We start from the raw sequence: 12,770 nt of genomic DNA on the forward strand, positions 1-12,770 counted from the left end.
CGTGTTCTAAGAATTACTTCTTATCGCCACCAAAACCGGCATTCAACAGTTCTGCCAAGTTCGCAGTAGCCTCATCGACACTCACTTGTGGTGCCTCAGCAGGCTCATTCAATTGGCGACGACGTATGCGATCCTGATGGTAAGCATAACCGGTACCGGCAGGGATCAGACGACCGACGATGACGTTTTCTTTCAAGCCACGCAGTTCATCACGTTTACCTGCAACCGCAGCCTCAGTCAGCACGCGGGTCGTTTCCTGGAACGATGCCGCAGAGATGAAGGATTCAGTCGCCAGAGACGCTTTGGTGATACCCAACAGGTCACGGCCATAAGTTGCAGGCACTTTACCTTCTTGCTCCAGCTTACGGTTCGCCACTTTAACGCGGGCATATTCAACCTGTTCGCCTTCCAAGAACTCGGAACTACCTGTACTTTCAATGGTTGCTTTACGCAGCATCTGACGAACGATAACCTCAATGTGTTTATCGTTAATCTTAACCCCTTGCAGGCGGTAAACTTCCTGAACTTCGTTGGTGATGTAACGGGTAACCGCATGAACACCACGCAGGCGCAAGATGTCGTGTGGAGACTCTGGACCATCAGAGATCACGTCACCACGTTCAACCACTTCACCTTCGAACACGTTGAGCTGACGCCATTTAGGGATCATCTCTTCGTAAGCATCACCACCATCTAATGGGGAGATAACCAGACGGCGTTTGCCCTTGGTTTCTTTACCAAAGGAGACAATACCGCTGACTTCAGCCAGGATAGCTGGCTCTTTCGGACGACGTGCTTCGAACAAGTCAGCAACACGCGGCAGACCACCGGTAATATCTTTCGTACCGCCGGATTCCTGAGGAATACGCGCTAAGGTGTCACCCGCAGAGATGCTGACGCCATCGTCTAACTGAACAATTGCTTTGCCTGGCAGGAAATATTGAGCAGGCATATCAGTACCTGGGATCAATACATCGTTACCCTTGGCGTCAACAATTTTCAGCGCCGGACGCAGATCTTTACCACTACCAGTACGCTCTGCACTATCCAGAACAACCAGTGAAGATAGACCTGTTAATTCGTCAGTCTGACGGGTAATGGTCTGGCCATCTATCATGTCAGCGAAACGGATGATACCAGATACTTCACTGACAACTGGCATGGTGTGCGGGTCCCAGTTAGCAACGGTTTCACCGCCATTAACGGTTTCGCCATCACCTTTACCCAGTACCGCACCGTAAGGCACTTTATAGCTTTCTTTAGTACGACCAAATTCGTCGATCAAACACAGTTCAGTGTTACGGGAAGTAATCACCAGTTTACCTGCGGAGTTCGTCACGGATTTAGCGTTAAACAGTTTCAGGCTACCTTTATTACGTACCTGAATGCTGGATTCGGCTGCCGCACGAGACGCCGCACCACCGATGTGGAACGTACGCATCGTCAACTGTGTACCCGGCTCACCGATGGACTGAGCCGCAATAACACCAACCGCCTCACCTTTATTGATGATGTGTCCGCGAGCAAGGTCACGACCATAGCAGTTAGCACAAACACCGAAGTCAGTTTCACAACTTACAACAGAACGTACTTTAATGCTGTCAACGGAGCTCTCTTCTAACAGATCACACCATTTTTCATTCAGCAAGGTGTTACGTGGAACCAGAATGTCAGCAGTACCCGGTTTTAGAACATCTTCCGCCGTCACACGACCCAATACACGCTCGCGCAGTGGTTCTTTAACATCACCACCTTCAATAACCGGCGTCATCAGAATACCGTCGTGCGTACCACAGTCATCTTCTGTAACAACCAAGTCTTGCGCCACGTCAACCAGACGACGAGTCAGGTAACCAGAGTTCGCCGTTTTCAGTGCGGTATCCGCCAAACCTTTACGAGCACCGTGGGTTGAAATAAAGTACTGGAGTACGTTCAAACCTTCACGGAAGTTCGCTGTAATTGGGGTTTCGATGATGGATCCGTCTGGCTTAGCCATCAAGCCACGCATACCCGCCAACTGACGGATCTGAGCGGCAGAACCACGCGCGCCAGAGTCAGCCATCATAAAGATGCTGTTGAAGGAAACTTGTTGTTCTTCCTCACCATCACGGTTAATGACTGTTTCGGTAGACAAGTTTTCCATCATTGCCTTAGCAACACGCTCGTTTGCCGCAGCCCAGATATCGATAACTTTGTTATACCGTTCACCGGCTGTTACCAAACCAGACTGGAACTGTTCCTGAATTTCAGCAACTTCCGCTTCTGCTTCTGCAATGATCCCGGCTTTTTTCTCTGGGATGACCATGTCATCGATCCCAACAGATGCACCTGAACGTGCAGCGTAGGCAAAGCCGGTATACATGATCTGGTCAGCAAAAATAACCGTTGGCTTCAAGCCCATCACACGGTAACAAGTGTTCAGCATTTTGGAGATAGCTTTCTTACCCAGTGGTTGGTTAACCAAGGAGTAAGGCAGACCTCTTGGTACGATCATCCACAGAATTGCACGACCAATAGTCGTATCAACCAGACCTGTGTTGGTCGTGATATTGCCTTCACCGTCTTTCACTTCTTCAGTGATACGGACTTTAACGCGGGCATGCAGAGAAGCCAGACCTGCGCGATATACGCGTTCTGCTTCTTTAGGCCCGGTCAATACCATGCCTTCGCCTTTAGCGTTAACACAGTCACGGGTCATGTAGTACAGACCCAGAACAACGTCCTGAGATGGAACGATGATTGGCTCACCACTCGCTGGAGACAAGATGTTGTTAGTAGACATCATCAGCGCACGCGCTTCTAACTGGGCTTCCAGTGTCAGCGGTACGTGAACAGCCATCTGGTCACCGTCGAAGTCGGCGTTATATGCCGCACACACCAGTGGGTGCAACTGAATCGCTTTACCTTCGATCAGAACCGGTTCGAATGCCTGAATACCCAAACGGTGAAGTGTCGGTGCACGGTTTAGCAGAACCGGGTGCTCACGAATAACTTCATCCAAGATATCCCATACCACCGCCTCTTCACGCTCAACCATCTTTTTGGCTGCTTTAATCGTGGTCGCCAAACCACGCAGTTCCAGCTTGCCATAGATGAATGGCTTAAACAGCTCCAGTGCCATCTTCTTAGGCAGACCACACTGATGCAGACGCAGGTAAGGACCTACAGTAATTACGGAACGACCGGAATAGTCAACTCGTTTACCCAACAGGTTCTGACGGAAACGACCTTGTTTACCCTTGATCATATCAGCCAAGGATTTCAGCGGACGCTTGTTAGAACCAGTAATGGCACGACCACGACGACCGTTATCCAGCAAAGCATCAACCGCTTCCTGCAACATACGTTTTTCGTTGCGAACAATGATATCTGGCGCAGCCAGATCCAACAGGCGCTTCAAACGGTTGTTACGGTTAATAACACGACGATAGAGATCGTTCAGATCCGAAGTGGCAAAACGGCCGCCATCCAGTGGAACCAATGGACGTAAATCCGGTGGCAGAACTGGCAGAACCGTCAGAACCATCCATTCTGGTTTGTTACCAGACTGAATAAAGGCTTCCAACAGTTTAATACGTTTGGTCAGCTTTTTACGTTTAGTTTCAGAGTTAGTTTCGTTTAACTCTTCACGCAACGTTTCACACTCATTTTCCAGATCGAGATTTTTCAGCAAAGACTGGATAGCTTCCGCTCCCATCTTCGCATCGAATTCATCACCAAACTCTTCCAGTGCATCCAAGTATTGCTCTTCTGTCAGGATCTGACTGCGTTCCAAGCTGGTCATACCGCCTTCTACAACCACATAGGATTCGAAGTACAGTACACGCTCAATATCACGCAGTGGCATATCCAGCAACAAACCGATGCGAGATGGCAATGATTTCAGGAACCAAATGTGTGCCGTTGGAGAAGCCAGTTCAATGTGACCCATACGTTCACGACGAACTTTAGTTTGGGTAACTTCTACACCACACTTCTCACAAATTACACCACGGTGTTTCAGGCGCTTGTATTTACCACACAAGCACTCATAGTCTTTTACCGGTCCGAAAATACGGGCACAGAAAAGGCCGTCACGCTCTGGTTTGAACGTACGGTAGTTAATTGTTTCCGGCTTTTTCACTTCACCAAATGACCACGAACGGATCATATCTGGCGAGGCCAGAGCAATTTTGATCGCATCAAACTCTTCGGTCTTAGTTTGCGCTTTCAGAAACTTCAATAAGTCTTTCACGAAATGGCTCCTGTCGGAGTTAGACCTGTCAGGAGAGCAGCCCATGCCGCTCCCCCCTATGACCAGTGCAACCACTGGCTGGTAAACTGCCCGTCATATCCATTCAGGACAGTACCAGCGGGAATACGATTTATTCGTCTTCCAGCTCGATGTTAATACCCAGAGAGCGGATCTCTTTCAACAATACGTTGAAGGATTCCGGCATACCTGGCTCCATCTGATGGTTGCCATCCACGATGTTTTTATACATCTTGGTACGGCCGTTAACATCGTCGGACTTGACGGTGAGCATTTCCTGCAAGGTGTACGCGGCACCATATGCTTCCAATGCCCACACTTCCATCTCACCGAAGCGTTGACCACCGAACTGCGCCTTACCACCCAACGGTTGCTGAGTAACCAGGCTGTACGAACCGGTTGAACGGGCGTGCATTTTGTCATCCACCAGGTGGTTCAGCTTCAGCATATACATGTAGCCAACAGTAACCTGACGCTCAAATTGCTCACCGGTACGGCCATCAAACAGGGTAATTTGACCAGAAGTTGGCAAGTCACCCAGTTTCAGCAGCTCTTTAATTTCTTTCTCTTTCGCACCATCAAACACAGGTGTCGCAATTGGCATACCTTTTTTCAGGTTTTCTGCCAAACGCATAACTTCTTCATCAGAGAAAGTGTTCAGATCAACTTTCTGACGGGTTTCATCACCCAGGTCATAAGCTTTCTGGATAAATTCACGCAGTTTGGCAACTTCCTGCTGCTGTTTCAGCATCGCATTGATCTTGTCGCCAATACCTTTCGCCGCCATACCCAGATGCGTTTCCAAGATCTGACCAATGTTCATACGTGATGGTACGCCCAGTGGATTCAATACGATATCTACCGGAGTGCCGTTTTCATCGTAAGGCATATCTTCGATCGGGTTGATCTTGGAGATAACACCCTTGTTACCGTGGCGACCCGCCATCTTATCACCAGGCTGAATCTGACGTTTAACCGCCAGATAAACTTTGACGATTTTCAGCACACCCGGCGCCAAATCATCACCCTGTGTGATCTTACGGCGTTTAGCATCCAGCTTTTTCTCGAACTCAGCTTTGAGTTCGTCATACTGTTCAGCCAACTGTTCCAACTGATTCTGTTTCTCTTCATCAGCCAGACCCAGTTCTAACCAACGCTCACGAGGCAGTTTATCCAGTTTTTCCGCTTCAATGCCGCCAGCAATTAAGACAGAACGGATACGTGCAAACAGGCCAGCTTCAAAGATTTGCAACTCTTCTGTCAGGTCTTTCTTAGCCTGACGCAGTTGCATCTCTTCGATTTCCAAAGCACGCTTATCTTTTTCTACGCCATCACGGGTAAATACCTGTACGTCGATAACCGTACCGGATACGCCATTTGGTACGCGCAGAGAAGAGTCTTTAACATCAGACGCTTTCTCACCGAAAATAGCTCGCAGCAATTTTTCTTCTGGCGTTAGCTGAGTTTCACCTTTAGGTGTCACTTTACCAACCAGAATGTCACCGCCGGTCACTTCTGCGCCAATATAAACAATACCGGATTCATCCAGTTTGGAGAGCGCAGCTTCACCCACGTTAGGGATGTCAGCCGTGATCTCTTCAGGCCCTAATTTGGTATCACGAGATACGCAAGCCAGTTCCTGGATATGAATGGTTGTAAAGCGATCTTCCTGGACGACACGCTCAGAAACTAAGATGGAGTCCTCGAAGTTATAACCATTCCACGGCATGAACGCTACGCGCATGTTCTGACCTAGCGCGAGTTCACCCAAGTCAGTAGATGGCCCATCAGCCAGTACATCGCCGCGTTCCACGGGTTCGCCCAAAGAGACACATGGCATTTGGTTAATACAGGTGTTCTGGTTAGAACGGGTATATTTCGTCAGGTTGTAAATATCAATACCTGCTTCACCCGGATACATTTCATCTTCGTTTACTTTGATAACGATACGAGATGCATCGACGTACTGGACTACACCACCGCGCTTAGCAACAGAAGTTACACCTGAGTCAACCGCTACTGCACGTTCCATACCCGTACCAACCAACGGCTTATCAGCACGCAGAGTAGGTACAGCCTGACGTTGCATGTTTGCACCCATCAATGCACGGTTTGCGTCATCGTGTTCCAAGAATGGGATCAAGGAAGCACCAACGGAAACCACCTGCTGGGTGGAAACGTCCATATACTCAACCTGCTCACGGTTAAATAAGCTGGATTCACCATAATTACGGCAAGTTATCAGATCTTCAACGAAGTGACCTTCATCATCTAATACGGTGTTCGCCTGTGCGATAACGAAGTTACCTTCTTCAATCGCGGACAGGTAGTGAATTTCATCAGTAACAACACCATCACGAACCAGACGATACGGGGTTTCAAGGAAACCATACTCGTTAGTCTGCGCATAAACAGACAATGAGTTAATCAGACCGATGTTCGGACCTTCAGGGGTTTCGATTGGACATACACGGCCATAGTGGGTTGGGTGTACGTCACGCACTTCGAAGCCAGCACGCTCACGGGTCAAACCACCTGGACCCAACGCAGAGATACGGCGTTTGTGAGTGATTTCAGAAAGTGGGTTGTTTTGGTCCATAAACTGAGACAGTTGGCTGGAACCAAAGAATTCTTTCACTGCGGCTGAAATCGGCTTAGCGTTGATCATGTCCTGAGGCATCAGTGTATCCAGATCACCCAAGGACAGACGCTCTTTAACCGCACGCTCAACACGTACCAGACCAACACGGAACTGGTTTTCTGCCATCTCGCCAACAGAACGGATACGACGGTTGCCTAAGTGGTCGATATCGTCGACTTCACCTTTACCATTGCGGATATCAATCAGTTTCTTCATGACATCGATGATGTCATCTTTACTCAGAATACCGGAACCTTCAACTTCTTCCCGACTCAATGAGCGGTTGAATTTCATACGACCAACCGCAGAAAGATCATAACGATCTTCTGAGAAGAACAGATTTTCAAACAGATTTTCTGCCGCTTCACGGGTTGGTGGTTCACCAGGACGCATCATGCGATAAATCTCAACCAAAGCACTCAAACGGTCATTGGTTGGATCAACACGAAGTGTCTCGGAAATATATGCGCCGTGATCTAAATCGTTGGTGAACAATGTTTCGATAGATTTGTGACCAGACTGGCTCAAACGTGCCAACAGATCTAAAGAGAGCTCCATGTTAGCAGCACAGATAATTTCACCTGTATTGACATCAATGTAGTCTCTTGCAACAACTTTACCCGCAATGTATTCAACAGGAACCTCAATACGGTTCACTTCGTCTTTTTCTAACTGGCGGATATGACGTGCGGTAATACGACGGCCTTTTTCAACATAAACCTTGCCGTTTGCTTCAATATCAAAAGAAGCAGTTTCACCACGCAAACGTTCTGGTACCAGAGTCATTTGCAGTCTGTTGTCACGAATTTCGAAAATCGTTTTACTGAAGAACAGGTTCAAAATCTCTTCAGTGCTGTAATTCATTGCACGCATAATAATCGTTGCCGGCAATTTACGACGGCGGTCAATGCGCACAAACAGATTATCTTTTGGATCGAATTCGAAATCTAACCAAGAACCACGGTAAGGAATAATACGTGCGTTATACAGTACTTTACCGGATGAGTGAGTTTTACCCTTATCGCTGTCAAAGAATACACCAGGACTACGATGCAACTGGGAGACAATAACTCGCTCAGTACCATTGATAACAAAAGTACCGTTGTCAGTCATGAGCGGAATTTCACCCATGTAGACTTCTTGCTCTTTGATATCTTTGACCGTGCCTTCCGGTGCTTCACGTTCATAGATAACCAGACGCAACTTAACGCGCAGAGGTGCAGAATAAGTTACACCTCGAATCTGGCACTCTTTAACATCAAACACTGGCTCACCAAGACGGTAGCTAACGTATTGCAGCTCCGAACTGCCACTGTAGCTCTGAATTGGGAATACAGAACGGAATGCCGCTTCTAAACCATTCTGGCCTTCTGGATCTTGCTCGATAAACTTCTGGAACGAGTCAAGTTGGATAGAAAGGAGATAAGGTACGTCCAACACTTGCGGACGCTTACCAAAATCCTTACGAATACGTTTTTTCTCGGTATAGGAGTAAACCATAGGGTTCCTCAGCTCGCTGATCAGTGACCCACTCTGCCCGCCCTAAAGGACAGCTCTTTACAACACTGTTTTTTCGAACAGAAAATTGAATTATTTTCCGTAATACTCATTACTATTACTCTTAAATCATTTCATTGCGTTACATTACTACCGAGCTACCCGAGTGGATCGTAGCTGAGAACGCAGTATATTAAGTCGTCAATAGGAAAAAGTATTTGGGGGTTAATTAACAGCCAAACAGTGGAAATGCTGCTAATGCCCTACAGCGCAAAAAGGCTGGTGATTTTTTAATCACCAGCCATCAGCCTTTAAAGTCAGGCTGCTAACTCAAAACTAAACTTACTTGATCTCAACAGAAGCACCAGCTTCTTCCAGAGATTTTTTCAGCGCTTCAGCATCATCTTTGCTGATGCCTTCTTTCAATGTAGCGTTTGGAGCGCTTTCAACCAGATCTTTAGCTTCTTTCAGACCCAAGCCAGTTGCGCCACGTACTGCTTTGATAACAGCAACTTTGTTACCGCCAATAGCAGACAGAACAACGTCAAACTCAGTTTGTTCTTCAACAGCTTCAGCAGCACCGCTAGCAGCAACAGCTACCGCCGCCGCCGCAGAAACGCCGAATTTGTCTTCCATTGCAGTGATCAGTTCAACAACATCCATGACGGACATTGTTGCAACTGCGTCCAGAATTTGTTCTTTATTGATAGACATAACAAGTGTTCCTAAAATTCAGAAATAATTTATACGTTAAAAAGCAACGAAGGAAATCGGCAATTAAGCTACTTCTTTCTGCTCGCGTGACTCGCGTAACGCAGCCAGAGTACGAACCAGTTTGCCTGCAACGGCTTCTTTCATGGTTGACATCAGGCGTGCGATTGCTTCTTCGTAAGTCGGGAGTGTTGCCAAACGGTCAATATTGGCCGCAGGAATAAACTCACCTTCAAAGGCTGCTGCTTTAATCTCGAATGCTGGATTCGCTTTCGCGAACTCTTTGAACAGACGAGCAGCTGCGCCCGGGTGTTCGTTAGAGAAAGCAATCAAGGTTGGACCAACAAACGCTTCTTTCAGGCACTCATAGGCAGTACCTTCAACAGCACGGCAGATCAACGTGTTACGAACAACACGAATGTAAACGCCAGCTTCGCGACCTGCTTTACGCAGTTCAGTCATTTTATCTACAGTAACGCCACGGGAATCCGCAACAACCGCAGACAGCGCGCCTTTGGCAACTTCGCTGACTTCAGCAACAATCGCTTGTTTGTCTTGAAGATTTAGTGCCATTAGCTTCTTGCTCCTGGATTAACCGGGAAGAACCCGGAACTCACATCGCTCATAACACCATAAAGGGGCCTGAGCTCTAAAACACGGTGAGCAGAATCCAGAAATGAATTTCATTTGGCTCTGTCACCGTCTACGCAGGAATATTAAGTAATTACTTACACCTGCGGTCTTGGACGGGGCTTGGATTAGGCCAAGCTCCAACCGAAAATTTTTTATTTAGCTAATAAAAAACTTACTAGCCAAACATAAGGCGCCAAATTTTAGACAAATCTGACGCCAAGGTAAAGCGATAATCACAATCACATTCAGCTAAAATTAAGCTGAAGCATTCAGACCAGACTGGTCAATCGCAACACCTGCGCCCATGGTAGTGGACAGGCTAACTTTCTTAATATAAATACCCTTAGCAGAAGATGGTTTGGCTTTTTTCAGCGCAACCAGCAGAGCTTCCAGGTTTTCTTTCAATTTGTCAGTGTCGAAGTCAACTTTACCAATGGTGGTGTGGATAATGCCGTTTTTATCGTTACGGTAACGAACCTGACCCGCTTTAGCATTCTGAACAGCTTCAGCAACATTAGGAGTTACAGTACCCACTTTAGGGTTTGGCATCAAACCACGAGGACCCAGGATTTGACCCAATTGGCCAACAACGCGCATTGCATCTGGAGAAGCGATAACAACGTCAAAGTCCATTTCGCCTTTTTTAACCCGTTCAGCCAAATCTTCCATACCTACCAGTTCAGCGCCTGCTGCTTTAGCAGCTTCTGCATTTGCGCCTTGGGTAAATACAGCTACGCGAACGGAACGGCCAGTACCGTGAGGCAGTACCGTTGCACCACGCACGTTCTGGTCAGATTTACGAGCGTCGATGCCGAGATTAACAGCAACGTCAACGCTTTCTACGAATTTAGCGGTAGCCAGCTCTTTCAGCAGAACAACGGCTTCGTTAATGTCATACTGCTTAGTTGAATCCACTTTTTCACGGATTGTGCGCATGCGCTTGGTCAGTTTAGCCATTGATTAACCCTCCACTACCAGGCCCATGGAACGAGCAGTACCTTCAATTGAACGCATCATTGCGTCAACGCTAGCACCTGTCATATCCGCAGCTTTAGTTTCAGCAATTTCACGAATCTGCGCGCTGGTCACTTTACCAACTTTGTCTTTGTTCGGTTTGCCGGAACCCGATTTAATGCCCGCAGCTTTCTTCAACAAAACAGCCGCTGGTGGGGTTTTAGTAACGAAAGTGAAGGAACGATCAGAATAAACAGTGATCACAACAGGAATTGGCAGACCTTTTTCAATGCTGTCAGTTTTAGCATTGAACGCCTTACAGAATTCCATGATGTTAACACCCTGCTGACCCAGAGCAGGACCTACTGGAGGGCTTGGGTTAGCCATACCAGCTGCAACTTGCAACTTGACATAGGCCTGTACTTTCTTAGCCATTGATAATTTTCCTCTATGTGGGTGATATCGCCTTTGATTTAAAAGGCTCCCCTGTCATTTCAGTCCCGCCTTATCCAGGCCAGACTACTAAAAAACAAAAGGCGCGAAATTGTATGTTAATTTCTCACCTATTGCAAGCCAGCAAAAGATACGCTCGAAAATTACGCCTTCTCTACCTGGCTGAAATCCAGCTCAACCGGTGTCGCACGACCAAAGATAGAAACTGAAACTTTCAGGCGGCTCTTCTCGTAATCGACTTCTTCCACAACACCATTGAAGTCTGCGAATGGACCATCGCTGACACGAACCATTTCGCCTGGTTCGAACAATGTTTTTGGCCGTGGTTTATCACCAACCTGCTGAAGGCGATTCATAATCGCATCAACTTCTTTATCACTGATTGGTGCCGGACGGTCAGATGTACCACCGATAAAACCCATGACGCGTGGTACGCTGCGAACGAGATGCCATGTTGCATCGTTCATGATCATTTGTACCAGCACATACCCAGGGAAGAATTTGCGTTCACTTTTGCGACGCTGGCCGCTACGAATCTCAACAACTTCCTCTGTTGGCACCATCACTTCGCCAAAAGAATCTTCCATATCATGTAGTTTGATATGTTCACGTAAAGATTGTGCAACACGACCTTCAAACCCGGAAAATGCCTGTATAACATACCAACGTTTTTTTGGGGAATCTGACATCTTAGAACCTCAGGCCTGTAATAAGTGAAACTAAACGCACCAGGATACCGTCAAGACCCCAGAGGATCAAAGACATCAATGCAGTCACCGCCGCAACAATCAAAGTCGTGTGCAGCGCTTCCTGGCGAGTTGGCCAAATGACTTTGCGCATTTCAATGCGGGCTTCACGAGCGAAAGCCAGTGTGGTTTTACCCTTTGCAGTCCAGAGCGCAGCCGCTCCCGCAAGAGCAACAATAACAACAACCGCCATCGCGCGTAGAGGAAGGCTATACTCCCGATAAAGGTAGTTTCCAACGATAGCAACCGTTAATAAGGCTGCCACTAATAGCCATTTCATTACTTCAAGACTACGCCTGCTTTCTTGAGCATCGCTATTCGTACTCATAAACCAACCTGTAACTATGATTTAAATAGATAGCCAGCTTGCCTCGCAAGAGCAAAACAAATCAGACCGAACCAAAAAATTTGAGTGATTGTATCTGACTTGGCGCCATAATTCAGTATGACATTGTATATCTGAGAGCGATATAGCCAATTCGTTGCATCAGAGCCTATCTCACCAATAATTAAAAACAACTATTGATGAGATAGGTTCTTATTAAGACAACGTACAAAAAGGGCATCGGTTGATGCCCTTTTAGTGTAATCACATCAAAAAATTATGCGATAACTTTAGCAACAACACCAGCACCTACTGTACGTCCACCTTCACGGATAGCGAAGCGCAGACCCTGGTCCATTGCGATTGGGGCAATCAGGGTAACTTTCATCTGAATGTTATCACCTGGCATCACCATTTCCACGCCTTCTGGCAGTTCAATGGTACCGGTCACGTCAGTTGTACGGAAGTAGAACTGTGGACGGTAGCCTTTGAAGAATGGCGTATGACGGCCACCTTCGTCTTTGCTCAGAATATAAACTTCTGATTCGAAAGTGGTGT

The 12,770-nt window shown here is 47.2% G+C and carries 8 protein-coding genes and 1 pseudogene; all 9 read right to left on the minus strand.

The window, feature by feature from the left end; genetic code table 11:
* Positions 1-13: 13 nt before the first annotated feature.
* On the minus strand, positions 14-4,234 hold the full coding sequence (rpoC, locus tag AACQ83_RS19945) for a DNA-directed RNA polymerase subunit beta' (protein WP_112879329.1): 4,221 nt from the start codon (positions 4,232-4,234) through the stop codon (positions 14-16).
* Between the two features lie 130 nt (positions 4,235-4,364).
* Positions 4,365-8,393, minus strand: coding sequence for a DNA-directed RNA polymerase subunit beta (rpoB, locus tag AACQ83_RS19950; protein WP_112879330.1), 4,029 nt, complete (start codon positions 8,391-8,393; stop codon positions 4,365-4,367).
* 339 nt (positions 8,394-8,732) lie between these two features.
* Entirely contained in the window at positions 8,733-9,104 is a 372-nt protein-coding gene (gene rplL / locus AACQ83_RS19955) for a 50S ribosomal protein L7/L12 (protein WP_112879331.1), read from the minus strand.
* 63 nt (positions 9,105-9,167) lie between these two features.
* Positions 9,168-9,674 carry a 50S ribosomal protein L10 gene (rplJ, locus tag AACQ83_RS19960; RefSeq protein WP_112879332.1) on the minus strand — a complete coding sequence of 169 codons (507 nt, stop codon included), beginning with the start codon at positions 9,672-9,674 and terminating at the stop codon, positions 9,168-9,170.
* Positions 9,675-9,989: 315 nt separating this feature from the next.
* Positions 9,990-10,691, minus strand: coding sequence for a 50S ribosomal protein L1 (rplA, locus tag AACQ83_RS19965; protein ID WP_112879333.1), 702 nt, complete (start codon positions 10,689-10,691; stop codon positions 9,990-9,992).
* A 3-nt stretch (positions 10,692-10,694) separates the two neighbouring features.
* Complete coding sequence (rplK, locus tag AACQ83_RS19970) at positions 10,695-11,123, minus strand: 50S ribosomal protein L11 (protein WP_011144821.1); 429 nt, start codon at positions 11,121-11,123, stop codon at positions 10,695-10,697.
* Between the two features lie 161 nt (positions 11,124-11,284).
* Positions 11,285-11,830, minus strand: a complete 546-nt coding sequence (gene nusG, locus AACQ83_RS19975; protein ID WP_011144820.1) for a transcription termination/antitermination protein NusG — start codon at positions 11,828-11,830, stop codon at positions 11,285-11,287.
* 1 nt (position 11,831) lies between these two features.
* A complete protein-coding gene (gene secE, locus AACQ83_RS19980) occupies positions 11,832-12,215 on the minus strand; it encodes a preprotein translocase subunit SecE (protein ID WP_112879334.1) in 384 nt (127 codons plus the stop codon).
* 274 nt (positions 12,216-12,489) lie between these two features.
* Positions 12,490-12,770, minus strand: a pseudogene (tuf, locus tag AACQ83_RS19985) (elongation factor Tu); the annotation flags it as partial.

The organism is Photorhabdus sp. S10-54 (genome assembly GCF_963878145.1).
Classification (GTDB): domain Bacteria; phylum Pseudomonadota; class Gammaproteobacteria; order Enterobacterales; family Enterobacteriaceae; genus Photorhabdus; species Photorhabdus kayaii.